Here is a 17,312-nt window from a genome sequence, read left to right on the forward strand (position 1 = left end):
GACAGCGGCCGTGGGGCCGGGCGGTTACCCTTGCGGTGGCCGGACTCCGCAGTGCCGGCCGCGTTGTGCCCGCCGGAACACTGACAAACGGGATGTTCGCGTGTTTGACACCTTGAGTGACCGCCTGTCCGGGATCTTCACCAAGCTCCGCGGCAAGGGGCGGCTCACCGACGCCGACATCGACGCCACCGCGCGCGAGATCCGCCTCGCACTGCTGGAGGCGGACGTCGCGCTGCCGGTGGTCAAGGGCTTCATCGCGGCCGTCAAGGAGCGTGCGCGCAGCTCCGAGGTCTCCCAGGCGCTCAACCCGGCCCAGCAGATCATCAAGATCGTCAACGAAGAGCTGATCACCGTGCTCGGCGGCGAGGGGCGACGGCTCCAGTTCGCCAAGCAGCCGCCGACGGTGATCATGCTGGCCGGCCTCCAGGGTTCCGGTAAGACCACCCTCGCCGGCAAGCTGGCCCGCTGGCTCAAGGCCCAGGGGCACCAGCCGCTGCTGGTCGCCGCCGACCTCCAGCGCCCCAACGCCGTCGGGCAGCTCCAGGTGCTCGGTGGCCGGGCCGGTGTCGAGGTGTACGCCCCGGAGCCCGGCAACGGCACCGGGGACCCGGTGCAGGTGGCCCGCGCCTCGATCGAGCACGCGAAGCGCGCCGCCCGCGACATCGTCATCGTCGACACCGCCGGCCGGCTCGGCATCGACGCCGAGATGATGCAGCAGGCCGCCGACATCCGTGACGCCGTCTCGCCGGACGAGGTCATCTTCGTCATCGACGCGATGGTCGGTCAGGATGCCGTGCGCACCGCCGAGGCGTTCCGCGACGGCGTCGGCATCACCGGTGTGGTGCTCTCCAAGCTCGACGGCGACGCCCGTGGTGGTGCCGCGCTCTCCGTGCGCGAGGTGACCGGGCAGCCGATCCTGTTCGCCTCCACCGGTGAGAAGTTGGAGGACTTCGACGTCTTCCACCCCGACCGGATGGCCAGCCGGATCCTCGGCATGGGCGACGTCCTCACTCTGATCGAGCAGGCCGAGCAGGCCTTCGACTCCGATCAGAAGGAGAAGATGACCGCCAAGCTGATGGGCGGCGAGCAGTTCACGCTCGACGACTTCCTCGACCAGCTCATCGCGGTGCGGCGGATGGGCCCGATCGCCAACGTGCTGGCCATGATGCCGGGCATGGGGCAGATGAAGGACCAGCTCGCCGAGCTGGACGACAGCCACTTCGACCGGGTCACCGCGATCATCCGGTCGATGACCCCGGGCGAGCGCACCAACCCGAAGATCATCAACGGCTCCCGCCGGGCGCGCATCGCCAACGGCTCCGGGGTCACCGTGATGGACGTCAACCAGCTGCTCAACCGCTTCGCCGACGCGCAGAAGATGATGAAGCAGATGGGCGGCATGATGGGCCTGCCCGGCGGTGGCCGGCGCAAGGCGACCAAGTCGCCGAAGAACAAGCGAAAAAACACGAAGGGCTCGCAGCGTTCGCGGGGTGCGGGGCAGAGTGGTGCCGCCCCGCGCGTCGGTGCCGCCGGCTTCCCGGGCGGCATGCCGCAGCTCCCGCCGGGAATGGACCCGAACGACCTCGCCGGTGGCCAGGGCCTGCCGCCCGGCTTCAAGCTTCCGAAGATCGACTTCAACAAGCTCGGCAAGGGCGGCGACAAGGGCCCGCGCTGACGCGTGTCGGTGACGGCGGGCGACGTAGTCCTTGCTTAGGGTGATGTCGCGCCCTGGAAGGAGATGTCATGACCGCAGCCCCGATCCTGCCCGAACGGCACGAGTGGACGGTCGACGACCTCGGTGACCTGCCGAAGGACCTTCCGTACGAACTGATCAACGGAAGGTTGATCGTGCCGTCGCCGACTGCCGTGCACCAAGAGTTCTGCGTCGAGCTGCTGCTCACGCTTCGCGTCAACTGCCCGCCGGAATACCTGGTCAGCATCGATCTCTCGATGCGGGTCGATCGGCGCAACGAGCCGCGCCCCGACGTGGTGGTCATCCGCCGCAAGCACGCCGGCCGGTCGCCCGTGCCGGTCGAGGACGCCCTGCTCGCCGTGGAGGTCGTCTCGCCGACCTCCAGCTTCCGCGACATGTACGACAAGGCGAAGGTCTACGCGCACGCCGGAATCCGGTCCTACTGGGTGGTGGACCCGTCGCAGGAGCGCGTCACGCTCACCGAGTACACGCTCGGCGCCAACCGCGAGTACGAGCAGGTCGCGCACACCGAGGACCTGTTCGTCACCGAGCGGCCGTGGAAGGTCTCCGTGGACCTGCCCGCCCTGACCTCCCGCAAGAACGACCTGCTCGCCCCCGACGAGGGGTGATCGGGTAGGACTGTGCGCATGGCTCTTCACGTGCGCGGTGTCCTGCTCCCCGACGACGAGGTCCGGGATCTCTGGCTGGTCGGCGACCGGGTGACCTTCACCCCGGTGCCCAACGCCGAGACCGTGGTCGACGGCGGCTTCGTCCTGCCGGGGCTCGTCGACGCGCACTGTCACATCGGCATCGCCCGTGGCGGCGCCCCGATCACCTCCCTCGACCAGGCCCGCGAGCTGGCCCACCTCGACCGGGACGCCGGCGTGCTGGCGATCCGCGACGCCGGCTCGCCGTACCCGTACCCCGAACTCGACGACGAGCCGGGCCTACCGCGACTGGCCCGCGCGGGCCGGCATGTCGCCCCGCCCAAGCGCTACCTGCGGGACATCGGCGTGGAGGTCGACGCGACCGAGGTGACCGCGACTGTCGCCGCGCAGGCACGGGCCGGCAACGGCTGGGTCAAGCTGGTCGGCGACTGGATCGACCGGGGCGTGGGCGACCTGGCCCCGGCCTGGGACGCGGACACCCTCACCGCCGCCGTGCGGGCGGCACATGACGCCGGGGTACGCGCCGCGGTGCACACCTTCTCCGAGTCGGCCGTCGAGATCATGGTGCGTGCCGGCGTCGACTCGGTGGAGCACGGCACCGGCCTGCGCCTCGACCTGATCGACGAGATGGCCCGTCAGGGCACCGCGCTGGTCCCCACCATGATCAATGTCGCCACCTTCGGGGGCATCGCGGAGCAGGCGCGGGCCAAGTTCCCCGGGTACGCCGAGCACATGCTCGCGCTGCGCGACGGCTTCCCCGAGGTGGTGCGTGCCGCGCACGAGGCGGGTGTGCCGATCTACGTGGGCACCGACGCCGGCGGCGGCATCGACCACGGGCTGGCCGCCGAGGAAATGCTGCTGCTGCACGAACGGGCCGGTCTGGCACCGATCGACGTACTCGCCGCCGCCTCCTGGGGCGCCCGCGAATGGCTCGGCTTTCCCGGTCTGGTCGAGGGCGGCCTCGCCGACCTGACCGTCTACCCCGAGGACCCCCGTAGCGACCTGCGCGTAGTCCGCGCCCCGTCCCGCACGATCCTGCGCGGCCACGTAGTCCGCTGACCCCAGGATCGCGCCGCGAGCCGCGAGCCGCGCGCCGCGCGCCGCGCGCCGCGCGCCGGGGCGAGGGAGATCCGCGCAGTATCAGGGATGTTGCTGTCTCGGGCGGGCCTGAGGCAGCAACATCCGGGAAGTTGCTCGGATCTTGGTGGCGGGGCGCGGGGTGCGGGGTGCTTGGCGTGGGGTGCGCGGCGCGGGTTGCTTGGTGCGGGGTGCGGGGTGCGGGGCGCTTGGCGCGGGGTGCGGTGTGCGGTGTGCGGTGGTGACGTCGCCGATGAACCGGTCCACCTCGCGTCGGGCGAGCGCCTCGGCCAGGCCGGCCTCGGTGCCGAACTCGTTGTAGACGGTCTGCCGGCTCACCCCGGCCGCGGTGGCGACCCGCCCATCCGTACCGCATCCCAGCCGGCGGCGATGGTTCGCGCGGGGGCCGGGTCCACGATCGTGTCCCGCAGCCGCAGCCGCAGCCGCAGCCGCAGCCGCAGCCGCAGCCGCAGCCGCAGCCGTGGTGAGACCGTTGTCGCAGTCATGATTGTCGAATTCTGCGGGCGCCGGGTGGGTCGGCGCGGCGCGTGTCGCCTCCCGGGCGCGGTGGCGTCCCGCGTGGCGCATAGGATATGCGGTCATGGCACGCGTGCTCACTCCCCGTGCGGAGGATTTCCCCCGCTGGTACCAGGATCTGATCGCCAAGGCGAAGCTGGCCGACAACGGCCCGGTCCGCGGCACCATGGTCATCCGCCCGGCCGGCTACGCCATCTGGGAGCGGATGCAGGCCGAGATGGACGCCCGGATCAAGGCGGCGGGTGCGGAGAACGCGTACTTCCCGCTGTTCATCCCCGAGAGCTACCTCAAGCGCGAGGCGCAGCACGTCGAGGGCTTCTCGCCGGAGCTGGCGGTCGTCACGCACGGGGGCGGCAAGCCCCTGGCCGAGCCGGTGGTGGTGCGTCCCACCAGCGAGACGGTGATCGGCGAGTTCATGGCCAAGTGGATCGACTCGTACCGGGACCTGCCGCTGCTGCTCAACCAGTGGGCGAACGTGGTCCGGTGGGAGCTGCGTCCGCGGATCTTCCTGCGGACCAGTGAGTTCCTCTGGCAGGAGGGGCACACCGCGCACGCCACCCGTGAGGACGCGCGGGCGTACGCGCGGCGGATCCTGCACGAGGCGTACGAGGATCTGATGGTCAACGTGATCGGCATTCCGGTCGTGGTGGGCCTGAAGACGGCGCGCGAGCGGTTCGCCGGCGCGACCGCCACGTACACCTGCGAAGGCATGATGGGCGACGGCAAGGCGCTCCAGTTGGGCACCAGCCACGAGCTGGGGCAGAACTTCGCCAAGGCGTTCGACATCAGCTACTCCTCCAAGGAGGGCGGCCGGGAGCACGCCTGGACCACCTCCTGGGGCACGTCGACCCGGATGCTCGGCGGCCTGATCATGGCGCACGGCGACGACAACGGCCTGCGCGTGCCGCCGAGGCTGGCCCCGATCCAGGCGTACGTCATGATCGTCAAGGACGGCGAGGGCGTCGCGGAGGCGGCGGCCAAGCTGCACGACGGCCTGCGCGACGCCGGTGTCCGGGTCGCGCTCGACGACCGGACCGACACCCCGTTCGGCCGTCGGGCCGTCGACGCCGAGCTGCGTGGTTATCCGGTACGCGTCGAGGTCGGCCCCCGTGACCTGGCCGTCGGCAACGCGACTGTGGTGCGCCGCACCGACGGGTCGAAGACCCCGACTCCGGTGGCCGACGTGGTCGCCGCGGTGCTGGCCGCGTTGGAGACCGATCAGCAGGTGCTGCACGACCAGGCGCTTGCCAACCGCGAGTCGCGCACGGTGGAGGTGGCCTCCCTGGCCGAGGCGATCGAGGCCGCCGCGACCGGTTGGGCCCGGGTGCCGTGGTCGGCCGTCGGTGTGGCCGGTGAGGCCGAGGCGAACGGCCAGGGCGTCACCGTGCGCTGCCTGCTGCGCGCCGACGGCTCGGTTCCGGACTCCGAGGACGAGCCCGACCTGGTCGCCATCCTCGCCCGCGCCTACTGAGGTGCTCGTCGAGCGGTTCCCGCCGGGTCGGCTGATCCTGCACCGCAACGTGCGGCACGGTCGGATCGGTTGGGTCCGACCGGGCCGGGTGGTCAGCGACGACGAGCGGGGTCTGCTGGTGTGGATCGCCCGGGACTCGCCGGTGGCCCACGAGGTGACCGAGGCGGGGCTCGGGATGCGGGCGATGCCGTTCGCCAGGTGGATCTCGTCGTCGTACCGGCTGGCGCACGGGCGTTGGGACGGGCCGCCGCTGTTGAAGTTCCTGCCCACCGGGGCGGCGCACTCCGTCTGGTGGTTCCGCGACGCGCGGGGCCGGTTCGCCAACTGGTACGTCAACCTGGAGGAGCCCGGTGTCCGCTGGGACGACGGCCCGGTGGCCGGTGTCGACGTGGTGGACCAGGACCTGGACGTGGTGGTGCGTCCGGACCTCAGCTGGGAGTGGAAGGACGAGGACGAGTTCGTCGAGCGGCTCGCCTTCGGTGCCGACTACTGGGTGACCGACGAGAAGGCCGTCCGCGCCGAGGGAGAGCGGGTGATCGCGCTCGCCGAGGCCGGCGAGTTCCCGTTCGACGGCACCTGGTGCGACTTCACCCCGCCGGCAGATTGGGACGTACCGGATGAATTGCCGCCGGGATGGGACCGTCCGCCGGTGCGCTGAGACGTGTTCCAGGTCACCGCCGGCACGGTGTCCGGGTCCGATGCGGGAGATCGGCGTCGGGTCTGGCAGAATAGGTCGCTGGTATCCGGCGCGCGTCCGGCGCCCTCTAACCCGGGCACGTCGCTAGTCCACCGAGTAGTCTCCGGCCCAACCCCACGGGTCCGGTCGGCGCTCACCCATGCACACCGCCCATACGGGCCGGTGAGATCGCAACAGGAGCGAAACAACTGTGGCCGTAAAGATCCGGCTCCTGCGGATGGGCAAGATCCGCAACCCGCAGTACCGCATCGTCATCGCCGACTCGCGCACCAAGCGTGACGGCCGGGCGATCGAGTTCGTCGGGGTTTACCAGCCGAAGGAAGACCCTTCGATCATCGAGGTCAAGTCGGAGCGGGTCCAGTACTGGCTGTCCGTCGGCGCTCAGCCGAGCGAGGCGGTGCAGCGGCTGCTGGAGCTGACCGGTGACTGGCAGAAGTACAAGGGCCTGCCGGCCCCGCCGCCGCTCCTGGTCGCCCCCGAGCGGGCCGACCGCAAGGCGGCGTACGAGGCTGAGGCGAAGGCCGCCGCCGGGCTCGCCCCGGAGACCCCGGCCAAGCCGGCCAAGAAGGCCGCCAAGGCTGCCGAGGCTCCGAAGACCGAGGCTGCTGCCGAGGCTCCGACGGCCGAGGCGCCGAAGACCGAGGCTCCGGCCGCTGCCGACGCTGGTGAGCAGGCCTGACATGCCTCTGCGTCCGGCGTTGGAGCACCTGGTCAAGGGCATCGTCGACCACCCGGACGACGTCCGGGTGCGGATGGTCGATTCCCGTCGGGGTAAGCGGCTCGAAGTCCGCGTGCACCCCGAGGACCTCGGCACTGTGATCGGTCGGTCCGGTCGGACGGCCAAGGCGCTGCGCCAGGTGATCGGCTCCATCGGCGGGCGCGGCGTACGCGTCGACATCGTCGACTCGTACTGATGCAGCTCGTCGTCGGAAGGATCGGCAAGCCGCACGGTGTCCGCGGTGAGGTGACCGTGGAAGTGCGGACCGACGAGCCCGAAGCACGGTTCGCCCCGGGGTCGGTGCTGCGCACCGAACCCGGGGCGACACCCCCGGCTCCCGCCACGGCGGACGAGCCCGGGGTGCCGTTCCGGCTTCCCGCGGAGCTGACCATCGAGGAAGCCCGCTTCCACCAGGGTCGGGTGCTTATCGCGTTCGAGGGAATCCTGGACCGCAACACCGCCGAGGCGCTGCGCGGCACGCTGCTCGTGGTCGACAGCGCCGACGTGACGCCGCCGGACGATCCGGAGGAGTTCCACGATCACCAGCTGGTCGGCCTGGCCGTGGTGACCCCGGCGGGCGAACGACTGGGTGAGGTCGCCCGGATCGACCACGCGCCCTCCTCGGATCTGCTGGTGTTGCGGCGGCCCGAGGGGCGTACCGCGCTGATCCCGTTCGTCCGGGCGATCGTTCCGGAGGTCGACCTGGCCGGCGGCCGTGTGATCGTCGACCCGCCGGCCGGCCTGCTCGACCTTTAGGACCACCCCCATGCGCGTCGACGTCGTGTCGATCTTTCCGGAGTACTTCGCCCCACTGGACCTGTCGCTGATCGGGCGGGCGCGGGCCAACGGCGTACTCCAGCTTGCCGTGCACGACCTGCGGACCTGGACCCACGACGTGCACCGCACGGTCGACGACACCCCCTACGGTGGCGGGCCGGGCATGGTGATGCGCCCGGAGCCGTGGGGTGAGGCGTTGGACGCGCTCGCGCCGGCCGAGGCCCCGCCGCCCCGGCTGCTGGTGCCGTCGCCGGCCGGCGCCCCGTTCACCCAGGCCATGGCGTACGAGCTGGCGGCCGAGTCGCATCTGCTCTTCGCCTGCGGCCGGTACGAGGGGATCGACCAGCGGGTGTTGGCGCACGCCGCCACCCGGATGCCGGTCACCGAGGTCTCGCTCGGTGACTACGTGCTCTTCGGCGGCGAGGTCGCGGTCCTGGTGATGCTGGAGGCGGTCACCCGGCTGCTGCCGGGGGTGCTGGGCAACGCGGGCTCGCTGGACGAGGAGTCGCACGCGCACGGGCTGCTGGAGGCCCCGATCTACACCAAGCCGCCGAGCTGGCGCGGGCACGACGTGCCGGAGGTGCTCCGCTCCGGTGACCACGGCAGGATCGCCCGCTGGCGGCGCGAGGAGGGTCTGCTGCGGACCGCCGCCCGCCGCCCGGACCTGCTCGCCGCGCTGCCCGCGGATCGGCTCGACAAACGGGACATCGCGGCCCTGGACCGGGCCGGATTTCAGCCGCCACCGGGGGATGTGGCAAAGTAGGGGGGTTGCCGCATCCGTCCGCGCCCGCGGGCGGCTGCGAGGATCACCGACCGGGGTCGGCCCGCCGACCACCACCCGGGGATCAGAATCACCCACCCGCGCACCGAGTGACGGTGCGCCGTGAGCCTTACGAGGACGCAGCGATGAACATCCTGGACGCCCTTGACGCCCAGTCGAAGCGGACCGACCTTCCCGACTTCCGGGCCGGTGACACCGTCAAGGTGCACGCCCGCGTCGTCGAGGGCAACCGGTCCCGTGTCCAGATCTTCCAGGGCGTCGTGATCCGCCGCCAGGGTGACGGTCTGCGCGAGACCTTCTCGGTCCGCAAGGTCAGCTTCGGTGTCGGTGTCGAGCGGACCTACCCGCTCAACGGCCCGGGCATCGACCGGATCGAGATCGTGACCCGTGGTGACGTGCGTCGCGCCAAGCTCTACTACCTGCGCGAGCTGCGCGGCAAGAAGGCCAAGATCAAGGAGAAGCGGGAGAAGCAGCCCAGCTGACTTCCCGCTCGCCACGCCGCCCGAGCTGCGCGTATGCCGTAACGACCAGACCGCACTACCCTGGTCGTCACGGGCGCAGCACGGCGGCGGGCCCGCCCACGTGGGCGGGTAGCCGTCCACTACCGCCCGTGGAGCCTCGACGAGGTTCCCGGGCGGTGGTGTTTCTGTGGACCGGGGAGTGGCGTGGTGCAGACGCTTGACGATGACGACACCGTCGATCCGTGGCGGCGACGGGTCCGCCGTGGCCGCCGGCAGATGCCGCTCTGGCAGGAGCTTCCGCTGCTGCTGGTGGTGGCGTTCTGCCTCGCGGTGCTGATCCGCACCTTCCTGCTCCAGGCGTTCTACATCCCGTCCGGCTCGATGGAGGACACGCTTCTCATCGACGACCGGGTGCTTGTCAACAAGGTCGTCTACGACGTCCGTGACCCGATCCGCGGCGAGGTGGTGGTCTTCCGGGGCACCGACCGGTGGGCGCCACAGGTCGACGAGCAGCCGGAGCCGGGCTTCGTCGGCAAGCTGACCCGGACCGTCGGCGACCTGATCGGGGTGAGTCGTCCCGGTGAGAAGGACTTCATCAAGCGGGTGATCGGCGTTCCCGGCGACCGGGTCAAGTGCTGCGACAGCCAGGGTCGGGTCACCGTCAACGGCACGCCGCTCGACGAGCCCTACGTCCTGCGGGACTCTCCCCTGGACCTGCCGCCCAACCCGTTGGAGTGCCGGTCCCGGCGCTTCGACGAGGTCGTCGTACCTCCCGGTCAGATCTTCGTGATGGGCGACCACCGTGAGGTCTCGCAGGACGCGCGCTGCCAGGGCCCGGTGCCGATCGACAACGTGATCGGCCGGGCCTTCATGGTGGTCTGGCCCTCGTCGCGGTGGCACTCGCTGCCGGTGCCGTCGACGTTCGACGACGTGTCCGCGCCGAGCGTGGCATCCGCGGGCCTGCCCCCGGCGCGGCCGACCCCGCAGGGCGGTGTGGTGCTGATTCTCCCCCTGGCGGTCGCACTACGTGGTTCCCGCGCGTTCCGGTCGATGACGTCCAGTTCGGCAACGTAGGCTCCTTGGCGTGATTGACGAGCAGACCGACAAGCCGCGTAGCTCCTTCTGGAAGGAGCTGCCGATCCTGCTGGGTGTGGCGATCCTGGTCGCGGTGCTGGTCCGCGCCTTCGTGCTGCAGACCTTCTTCATCCCCTCCCCGTCCATGGAGAACACTCTCAAGATCGATGATCGGGTGCTGGTCAACAAACTGGTCTATGACTTCCGCTCGCCGCACCGCGGTGAGGTGGTCGTTTTCAAGGCTCCGATCGAGTGGAGCGGCAACCCCGACGGCGAGGACTTCATCAAGCGGGTCATCGGGATTCCCGGCGACCACGTCGTCTGCTGCGACCCGCAGGAACGGCTGATGATCAACGGCAGGTCACTGGACGAGCCGTACATCTTCTCCCTGGACGGGGTCCGCGACAAGCCGGCCGACCAGGAGTTCGACATCACCGTGCCGAAGGGCCGGCTGTGGGTGATGGGTGACCACCGCTCCGCCTCCGGTGACTCGCTTGAGCACTGGCAGCAGTCCGGGCAGAACATCACCGAGGCCACGATCCCCGAGGACGACGTGGTCGGGCGGGCGTTCACCGTCTTCTGGCCGGTCAATCGGGCCACCTGGCTGACCGTGCCGGATCAGTTCGACGGCATTCCCAAGCCGTAGACCGACGGGCGTGGGCGATCCGCCGTCGGTCTGGCAGGCTGGGGCGGTGAACGTGAGCGCGAGGAGTGAGCTTGCGAGCCCCGTAGTCGCGAGCAGCGGTGACCGTGTCCACACCCCTCGACGGGCGGCCCGCGTGCTGCTCGTCGACGCGGCCGGCCAGGTGCTGCTGTTCGAGGGCTTCGACCCGGCTCGACCAGGGCATCGCTACTGGTTCACCCCGGGCGGTGGGCTCAACCCGGGGGAGGCTCCGGCGGTGGGCGCGGCCCGTGAGTTGGCCGAGGAGACCGGGCTGCGGCTCGACCCGGTCGAGTTGGGCGAGCCGGTCTGGTCCGACACGACCGAGTTCCCGTTCGACGGTGTGTGGTATCGGCAGGTGCAGGACTTCTTCCTCCTCCGCGTGGAGTCCTGGCAGGTGGACACGGCAGGCTTCGACGACGTCGAGCGGCGCAGCATCGCCGGCCACCGCTGGTGGCTGCCCGACGACCTGGCGGCCAGCGGTGAACGGTTCTACCCCGCCGAACTGCCCGCCCTGCTCAACGGGTCGCGGCGCTCGACCGCCACCGACCGGGACGAGGCGTCGTGCTGACCCCGCCGCGCACCGTCGTCCGCCGCGAGGCCGGCCTGTACGCCCTGGAACGGGCGCTGCAACGGCGTGGTTTCCGGCACGTCGCCGGTGCCGACGAGGCGGGCCGGGGCGCCTGCGCCGGTCCGCTTGTCGCCGCCGCAGCGGTGTTGCCCGAGGGTCGGCGCGGCGAGATCGAGGGGCTGGCCGACTCGAAGCTGCTCACCCCGGCCAGCCGGGAACGCGTGTACGCGGAGGTGGTGGACCGCGCTCTGGCGTACTCGGTGGTGGTCATCCCCGCAGAGGAGGTCGACGCCCGGGGGCTGCACGTGTGCAACCTGGCCGCGATGCGCCGGGCGCTCGCCTCACTCACCACCCGCCCGGAGTACGTGCTGACCGACGGCTTCGGCGTGGACGGCCTGGGCGTGCCGGGGTTGGCGGTGTGGAAGGGCGACCGGGTGGCGGCGTGCGTGGCGGCCGCCAGCGTCCTCGCCAAGGTCACCCGGGACCGGCTGATGGTGGAGCTGGACGGGGTGTTCCCGGCGTACGGCTTCGCCGAGCACAAGGGCTACATCACCCCCGAGCACTCGGCGGCGCTGCGCGAGCACGGGCCGTGCCGGGAGCACCGGTTCTCGTACGTCAATGTCGCCGCGGTCTCCGGCCGCGACGGACGGCCGCCGCGCGCCCGACGCCCCGGCGGCCACGCCCCGCAAGAGCCGATGGAGCGCTCCGGGGCGTCAGGGGGTACCGTCGGCGTGGCGTTGGGCGAGCAGCCTCGGCCTCCGGCGCCGGTGGGGGAAGATGTGGCCATGGAAGGCGGAGTGCGATGAGCGCGGAAGATCTCGAGAAGTACGAGACCGAGATGGAGCTGCAGCTCTACCGGGAGTACCGCGACATTGTCCGCCAATTCTCCTACGTGGTGGAGACGGAGCGTCGGTTCTACCTGGCCAACCAGGTCGACCTGCACGTGCGTAACTCCGACGGCGAGGTCTACTTCGAGGTCGAGATGCACGACGCCTGGGTGTGGGACATGTATCGTCCGGCCCGCTTCGTGAAGAACGTCCGGGTGATGACCTTCAAGGACGTCAACGTCGAGGAGCTGGAGAAGCCCGACATCTCGCTGCCCGCCGACTCCGGCTTCGGCAGCTGACGACCCTCGGCCACGCCACGGTCCCCCCATCCGTGGCGTGACACCTGCCGGTCACTCGGCCGGCACCACGACCTCGACCCGCTGCACCAGGTTGTTGGCGAAGCCGCCACGGTTCCACGGCTGCTCGACCGGCTGGGTGCGCCCGGACGCGTCGGTCGCCCGCGCCCCGAGCACGTACCGGCCCGGGGTCGCCGTCCACTCGTACCGCCAGCGCCGCCAGGCGAAATCGCCCGCCGCCGCCGGGGCCAGCTCGGCCTGCGCCCAGCTCCGCCCACCGTCGGTGGTCACCTCCACGGAGACCACCGGCGCGTGCCCCGACCAGGCCCGGCCGTCCACCGTGCAGGGCCCGGGCCGCAGCACCCGGCGTCGGGACATGAAGTCGGGGAAGCCCGGCGGACGGACCAGCGCACGCGGCTCGATCCGGGTCACCGGCACACCCGGGTCGTCGGCGTCGGTGCGCACCCGGTAGGCCACCGCGTTCTGGTAGCCGTCGAACGGCTCGGTCCGCAACTCGATGGAGTGCAGCCACTTCACGTGCGCCATGCCGTACCAGCCGGGCACGATCAGCCGCAGCGGCGCACCGTGCTGCGGCAGCAGCGGAGCACCGTTCATCTCGTACGCCAGCAGCACCTCCTCACGCAGCGCGTCGGCGACCGGCAGTGCCCGCCGGTAGTCCTGCTCGACCCCGCGCTCGACCCCGTGGTCGGCACCGGTGAAGACCACGTCCACCGCGTCCGGCCCGAGGCCCGCCTCCCGCAGCAGCGGTGCCAGGGGCGTGCCGGTCCACTCGGCGTTGCCGACCGCCTCGACCAGCCACGGCTGGCTCACCGGCCGGGGGTGCAGCAGGGCTCGCCCGTTGCCGGCGCACTCCAGCGTCACCTGCCGGGTGACCCGCGGCCGCTCCCGCAGCTCGGCGAGCGTGACCGTCAGCGGCCGGTCCACCGCCCCGCCGATGGTCAGCGTGTGCGTCGCCGGGTCGACCTCCGGAATGTCGTAGTGGATCAGCAGGTAGTGCAGCCCGGCCGGGGTGACGTCGTAGCGCAGCGCCTCCAGCGGGATGCCGTGGTTGCGGGCGGCGAGCTGCAACTCCTCGGCGCTGATCGCCTCGTCCGGCTCCGCCAGCCGCGACGGGCCGCTCACGTCGGCCACCGTCGGCGTCCGGTCATCGACAGTGGTCATGCCTGGGCCTCCCCGGTCCACACGGCGGCACCCGCCGTACTCGACCCAGCCTAGGCCCTGCGCGACGGCCCGAAACGGCTCGGTTGCCTGGCGGCTCGCTTGCTCGGCGGTGTCCGGCGGTCCGGCGGCTCGGACTTGCGGTGCGGCTGGCCGGCGGTGCGGCGGCTCTGCCGCTCGGCGGTGCGGCTGCCCGGCGGTGCGGCTGGCCGGCGGCTCGGCGGTGCGGCGGTGCGGCTGTCCGGCGGCTGCCCGGTGGGCGGCCGGTGGGGATGGTCGAGGCATAGCAGATCATCCGCGCCGATGGTGGTTGTCCACAGAGCCTCCGGTTGTCCACAGCCTGGTCGGTCGGGCTGGCAGACGGCCCAGCGGCGGACGGAAGCTGCTGTCATGCGACCACCGTCCGCCCCGCGCGTCGGCTCGACCCGTCATACCGTGCTGCTCCGCGCGGCGCTTCCGCTCGCGCTGACCATCCCCGTGCTGGTCGCGGCGCTGCCCGGCGGCGCACCGTCCGGTGCCGCGCGGATGCCCGTCTCGTTGCCCACCCCGGCGGACGCCGGCCCCGAGCGGTTCCGCTGGCCGGTCGACGGGCCACCTCGCCCGGTGCGCCGGTTCGACCCGCCACCCCGGCCGTGGCTGCCCGGCCACCGGGGTGTCGACCTGGCCGCCCCGGCCGGCGCCGTGGTCCGCAGCGCCGGGGCCGGCACCGTGCTCTTCGCCGGCCCGATCGCCGGCCGACCGGTGATCACCGTGGGGCACGCCGACGGGCTGCGGACCACCCACGAGCCGGTCCAACCGGCGGTACGCCCCGGTCAACCGGTCGCCGCCGGCACACCACTGGGGGAGCTGCTGCCCGGCCATCCGGGATGCCCGGCCGACGCCTGCCTGCACTGGGGGCTGCGCCGGGGCACGGAATACCTGGACCCGCTGGCCCTGCTCGGCCTCGGCCCGGTGCGACTGCTCCCGGTCCGTCGGGTCAGCGTTGAGCGAGCAGCGCCGGCAGCCGTGCGGCCAACCTCTCGTACTCGTCGGCGGTGTTGTAGACCTGCCCGGCGAGCCGCAGCCAACCCCGGCCGTTCCAGCTCATCACCGCCACCTCGGCGGCGAGCCGTGCACCGATCCGCGTCTGCAACGCCCGCGCCTCGTCGATGTTGAGGGCCGTGCCGGCCGGCAACGGAATGAGGCGCAGAGCCACCCCCGGCCCGCCGGGGGCAGGCAGTTGAGCGGGAGGCACCCCCAGCGCGTCCCCGACCACCCGCTGGCCGTACGCGGCGAGTGCGGCGTTGTGCTCGCGTACCCGGTCGACGCCGAGACTACGCAACGTGAACAGGCCCGCCGGCGCGGCCAGCCAGGACGTGTAGTCGAGAGTCGCCTGCCATTCGATCCGGGCCGGGAAGCCCGACTCCTGCTCCCAGGAGACCACGAGTGGTTCGATCCGGTCCCGCCACTGCGGGGCCACCACCAGCAGGGCGGTGCCGCGTGGGGCGTACGCCCACTTGTGCAGGTTGCCCACCCAGAAGTCGGCTCCGATGCTGCTCACCGTGGTGGCCAGCATTCCGGGGGCGTGTGCGGCGTCCACCAGGACCGGCACACCCTGCTCGTGGGCCACCCCGACGATGGCGGCGGTCGGGAAGAGCTTGGCGGTGGCCGAGGTGAGCTGGTCGACGACGAGCAGGCGGGTCGCTCCGGGACGCAGGCCGGCGCGGACGATCTGCACGATCTGCTCGTCGGTGGCGTTCAGCGGGATCGGCAGGACCCGGCTGGACGCCCCGGTGCGGCGGCACTCCCGCTGAATGGCCAGGCTCACCGCCCCGTACCCGTGGTCGGTGCTGAGCACCTCGTCGCCGGGTCGCAGCCCCAGCGACTGGAGCACCACGGCGACGCCGGTGGTGGTGTTGCCCACCAGGGCGCTGCCGTCGGGGTCGGCGCCCAGGAACCCGGCGAGGTGCCGGCGGGTGTGCCCGATCCGGTCGACCAGCCCCTGCGTGAAGAAGCGCAGGGGGTTGGCCTCCATCTCGTCGCGTAGCCGCTGCTGGGCTCGCTGCACACCGATCGGGACCGCGCCGAACGAGCCGTGGTTGAGATGGCTGACCGCCGGGTCCAGGGAGAAGAGCAGACGGGCGCCCGGGATCGGCTCGGGGGGCTGCGGGACGCTCACCTGATGATCGTAACCGTCCGGCCTGCTCGCCCCCGGTGCTTGATCGGGTGAGCGGGCGGGCCCGCCTGGTGCACAGCGCGTTGCCGCTCGATGTCAGGCGCGTGGGTGCGCCTGCCGGTACGCGGCGCGTAGGCGCTCGACTGAGACGTGCGTGTAGATCTGGGTGCTGGCCAGCGATGAGTGGCCCAGCAGTTCCTGCACGGCGCGCAGATCCGCACCACCTTCGAGGAGGTGGGTTGCCGCCGAGTGGCGAAGGTCGTGCGGGCTGGTCCGGGGCAGGCCGGCGGCCTCGGCGTAACCGCCGACGATCTGACGCGCGGTCGTGGGATTGAGCCGTCCGCCCCGGGCACCGAGCAACAGCGCTTCACCGGAGCGGCTGCCCACCAACGCCGGACGGCCCCGGCGCAGCCACTCGTCAAGCGCCCGTTGCGCGGGGACTCCGTACGGCACCGAGCGTTCCCGTCCGCCCTTGCCGAACACCCGGATTACCCGCCTGCCATGGTCGACGTCGCCGACGTCCAACCCGCAGACCTCGCTGACCCGTACCCCGGTCGCGTAGAGCAGTTCCAGCAACACCCGGTCGCGCAGCGGCACCGCCTCGGCGGCCGCGTCTCCTGCGGCGGTGTCTAGCGCAGCGGCGACTTGCGCGGCGGTGTCTAGCGCGGCGGCCGACGTCCGCCCCGTCGCTGGGTCCGTGTGTGCTGGTCCGGTGCGTGCTAGGCCCGTGTGCGTCGGGCCCGTGTGCGTCGGGTTCGGGTGTGCTGGCCCCGTGTGCGTCGGGTTCGTGTGGGTCGGGTCCGTGTGTGCTGGCCCGGTGTGCGTCGGGGCCGGGCGCGCCGGCTCCGTCGGGGCTGGGTTCGTGTGTGCTGGGTGCGTGCGCGGTAGGGCCGTGGGTGGCGGGTTGCCGCGCGGTGTCCGCCGGGCCGGTGCCTCGACCAGGGCGGCGGCCTGGTCGGTGCGCAGGACGGTGGGCAACTCCCGGTGCGCGCGAGGGCTGGCCAGCGCGGCGCCCACGTCGGCGGGGAGCAGCCCGGCCCGGTGCGCCCAGGCGCTGAAGGCCCGCGCCGACGCGGCCCGCCGGGCCAACGACGTGCGGGCCGCGCCCGTGGTGCGCTGCCGCGCCAACCAACTCCGCAGCACCGACAGGTCCAGTTCGGCGAGGTCGACGCAGCCCATCCGCACGGCGTGGTCGAGCAGCGAGACGAGATCGGTGACGTACGCGCGGACGGTGTGCGCGGACCGGTTACGCACCCGGGACAGGTGCTCGGCGAAGTCGTCGACCGCATCGCGCAACGCTGGCGGCAGTGCCTGGTGCACAGCCCGGGTGCCCCGGTCCGGCCGGCTCATCATCACCACGCCCGCGTGCCGGCCGGCTCGTCGGCCCCGACACCCTCACTGACAGCTGGCACGGCACCAGCCTACGGCCGATAGTCGCCAGTCACCTGCCACGCGATATCGGTTGTTCCTCGCCCCGGACTACCGGCGGTTGCCCCTCTTGACCAGGAGCGCCACCAAGCCGCCAATGAGTGCGACCGACGTGACGAGACAACACAGGACAGCGATATGCCACGGCTTGATAGCACCCATGAGCGCGCACAGTACCGGCATCAGGGCTCGGTCGAGGTCCCGAGCAGCCTCCGCGTGCGCGACCGCCTCCGCGTGCGCG

Annotated in this window: 21 protein-coding genes and 1 pseudogene; 16 read left to right on the top strand and 6 right to left on the bottom strand. The window is 71.9% G+C overall.

The window, feature by feature from the left end; all coding sequences use genetic code 11:
- Positions 1 to 100 precede the first annotated feature (100 nt).
- The 3 genes from ffh (at position 101) to ACGFIW_RS01025 (ending at position 3,420) form a co-directional block, all read left to right on the top strand.
- Positions 101 to 1,675 carry a signal recognition particle protein gene (gene ffh, locus ACGFIW_RS01015; protein ID WP_393310288.1) on the top strand — a complete coding sequence of 525 codons (1,575 nt, stop codon included), beginning with the start codon at positions 101 to 103 and terminating at the stop codon, positions 1,673 to 1,675.
- A gap of 68 nt (positions 1,676 to 1,743) precedes the next feature.
- On the top strand, positions 1,744 to 2,322 hold the full coding sequence (locus tag ACGFIW_RS01020) for a Uma2 family endonuclease (RefSeq protein ID WP_393310290.1): 579 nt from the start codon (positions 1,744 to 1,746) through the stop codon (positions 2,320 to 2,322).
- 18 nt (positions 2,323 to 2,340) lie between these two features.
- Complete coding sequence (locus tag ACGFIW_RS01025; RefSeq protein WP_393310291.1) at positions 2,341 to 3,420, top strand: amidohydrolase family protein; 1,080 nt, start codon at positions 2,341 to 2,343, stop codon at positions 3,418 to 3,420.
- An 81-nt stretch (positions 3,421 to 3,501) separates the two neighbouring features.
- On the opposite strand, the gene ACGFIW_RS01030 is transcribed toward ACGFIW_RS01025, so the two are convergent.
- Both ACGFIW_RS01030 and ACGFIW_RS01035 read right to left on the bottom strand, forming a co-directional pair.
- On the bottom strand, positions 3,502 to 3,777 hold the full coding sequence (locus ACGFIW_RS01030) for a hypothetical protein (protein ID WP_393310292.1): 276 nt from the start codon (positions 3,775 to 3,777) through the stop codon (positions 3,502 to 3,504).
- Positions 3,774 to 3,944, bottom strand: a complete 171-nt coding sequence (locus ACGFIW_RS01035) for a hypothetical protein (RefSeq protein ID WP_393310293.1) — start codon at positions 3,942 to 3,944, stop codon at positions 3,774 to 3,776. The genes ACGFIW_RS01030 and ACGFIW_RS01035 overlap by 4 nt, the downstream gene beginning before the upstream one ends.
- A 95-nt stretch (positions 3,945 to 4,039) precedes the next feature.
- On the opposite strand from ACGFIW_RS01035, the gene proS reads away from it, so the two are divergent.
- The 12 genes from proS to ACGFIW_RS01095 all read left to right on the top strand — a co-directional run bounded on the left by proS (position 4,040) and on the right by ACGFIW_RS01095 (position 12,312).
- Positions 4,040 to 5,446, top strand: a complete 1,407-nt coding sequence (proS, locus tag ACGFIW_RS01040; RefSeq protein WP_393237980.1) for a proline--tRNA ligase — start codon at positions 4,040 to 4,042, stop codon at positions 5,444 to 5,446.
- A gap of 1 nt (position 5,447) precedes the next feature.
- Complete coding sequence (locus tag ACGFIW_RS01045; protein WP_393310294.1) at positions 5,448 to 6,104, top strand: DUF402 domain-containing protein; 657 nt, start codon at positions 5,448 to 5,450, stop codon at positions 6,102 to 6,104.
- Between the two features lie 229 nt (positions 6,105 to 6,333).
- Positions 6,334 to 6,822, top strand: coding sequence for a 30S ribosomal protein S16 (rpsP, locus tag ACGFIW_RS01050; RefSeq protein WP_393310295.1), 489 nt, complete (start codon positions 6,334 to 6,336; stop codon positions 6,820 to 6,822).
- A gap of 1 nt (position 6,823) precedes the next feature.
- Positions 6,824 to 7,057 carry an RNA-binding protein gene (locus ACGFIW_RS01055; RefSeq protein ID WP_013284588.1) on the top strand — a complete coding sequence of 78 codons (234 nt, stop codon included), beginning with the start codon at positions 6,824 to 6,826 and terminating at the stop codon, positions 7,055 to 7,057.
- Positions 7,057 to 7,617: a ribosome maturation factor RimM gene (gene rimM, locus ACGFIW_RS01060; RefSeq protein WP_393310296.1), complete on the top strand. Its 561-nt coding sequence runs from the start codon at positions 7,057 to 7,059 to the stop codon at positions 7,615 to 7,617. Before ACGFIW_RS01055 ends, rimM begins: the two co-directional genes overlap by 1 nt.
- Before the next feature lie 10 nt (positions 7,618 to 7,627).
- A complete protein-coding gene (trmD, locus tag ACGFIW_RS01065) occupies positions 7,628 to 8,401 on the top strand; it encodes a tRNA (guanosine(37)-N1)-methyltransferase TrmD (RefSeq protein WP_393310297.1) in 774 nt (257 codons plus the stop codon).
- A 143-nt stretch (positions 8,402 to 8,544) separates the two neighbouring features.
- The gene (gene rplS / locus ACGFIW_RS01070; protein ID WP_007456548.1) at positions 8,545 to 8,901 is read left to right on the top strand and encodes a 50S ribosomal protein L19; all 357 of its coding nucleotides are present in this window, start codon (positions 8,545 to 8,547) and stop codon (positions 8,899 to 8,901) included.
- Positions 8,902 to 9,084: 183 nt separating this feature from the next.
- Positions 9,085 to 9,954: a signal peptidase I gene (lepB, locus tag ACGFIW_RS01075; protein ID WP_393310298.1), complete on the top strand. Its 870-nt coding sequence runs from the start codon at positions 9,085 to 9,087 to the stop codon at positions 9,952 to 9,954.
- 10 nt (positions 9,955 to 9,964) lie between these two features.
- Positions 9,965 to 10,600, top strand: coding sequence for a signal peptidase I (lepB, locus tag ACGFIW_RS01080; protein ID WP_393310299.1), 636 nt, complete (start codon positions 9,965 to 9,967; stop codon positions 10,598 to 10,600).
- 52 nt (positions 10,601 to 10,652) lie between these two features.
- Entirely contained in the window at positions 10,653 to 11,186 is a 534-nt protein-coding gene (locus ACGFIW_RS01085; protein ID WP_393310300.1) for an NUDIX hydrolase, read from the top strand.
- Positions 11,180 to 11,992: a ribonuclease HII gene (locus ACGFIW_RS01090; protein WP_393310301.1), complete on the top strand. Its 813-nt coding sequence runs from the start codon at positions 11,180 to 11,182 to the stop codon at positions 11,990 to 11,992. The genes ACGFIW_RS01085 and ACGFIW_RS01090 overlap by 7 nt, the downstream gene beginning before the upstream one ends.
- A complete protein-coding gene (locus ACGFIW_RS01095) occupies positions 11,989 to 12,312 on the top strand; it encodes a DUF2469 domain-containing protein (RefSeq protein ID WP_011905215.1) in 324 nt (107 codons plus the stop codon). Before ACGFIW_RS01090 ends, ACGFIW_RS01095 begins: the two co-directional genes overlap by 4 nt.
- Positions 12,313 to 12,363: 51 nt before the next feature.
- Here ACGFIW_RS01095 and ACGFIW_RS01100 read toward each other — a convergent pair whose 3' ends face one another.
- Positions 12,364 to 13,491, bottom strand: a complete 1,128-nt coding sequence (locus ACGFIW_RS01100; protein ID WP_393310302.1) for a sulfite oxidase — start codon at positions 13,489 to 13,491, stop codon at positions 12,364 to 12,366.
- Between the two features lie 387 nt (positions 13,492 to 13,878).
- Here ACGFIW_RS01100 and ACGFIW_RS01105 point away from each other — a divergent pair.
- Positions 13,879 to 14,457 (top strand): annotated as a pseudogene (locus ACGFIW_RS01105) (murein hydrolase activator EnvC family protein); the annotation flags it as partial.
- A gap of 7 nt (positions 14,458 to 14,464) precedes the next feature.
- Here ACGFIW_RS01105 and ACGFIW_RS01110 read toward each other — a convergent pair.
- The 3 genes from ACGFIW_RS01110 to ACGFIW_RS01120 form a co-directional block, all read right to left on the bottom strand.
- Complete coding sequence (locus ACGFIW_RS01110) at positions 14,465 to 15,646, bottom strand: aminotransferase class V-fold PLP-dependent enzyme (RefSeq protein ID WP_393310303.1); 1,182 nt, start codon at positions 15,644 to 15,646, stop codon at positions 14,465 to 14,467.
- A gap of 93 nt (positions 15,647 to 15,739) precedes the next feature.
- On the bottom strand, positions 15,740 to 16,993 hold the full coding sequence (locus tag ACGFIW_RS01115; protein ID WP_393310304.1) for a tyrosine-type recombinase/integrase: 1,254 nt from the start codon (positions 16,991 to 16,993) through the stop codon (positions 15,740 to 15,742).
- 129 nt (positions 16,994 to 17,122) lie between these two features.
- Positions 17,123 to 17,312, bottom strand: a 190-nt coding sequence (locus ACGFIW_RS01120) for a hypothetical protein (RefSeq protein ID WP_393310305.1), incomplete at its 5' end; no start/stop codon positions are given.

It is taken from the genome of Micromonospora sp. NPDC048935, from assembly GCF_043197875.1.
GTDB lineage: Bacteria > Actinomycetota > Actinomycetes > Mycobacteriales > Micromonosporaceae > Micromonospora.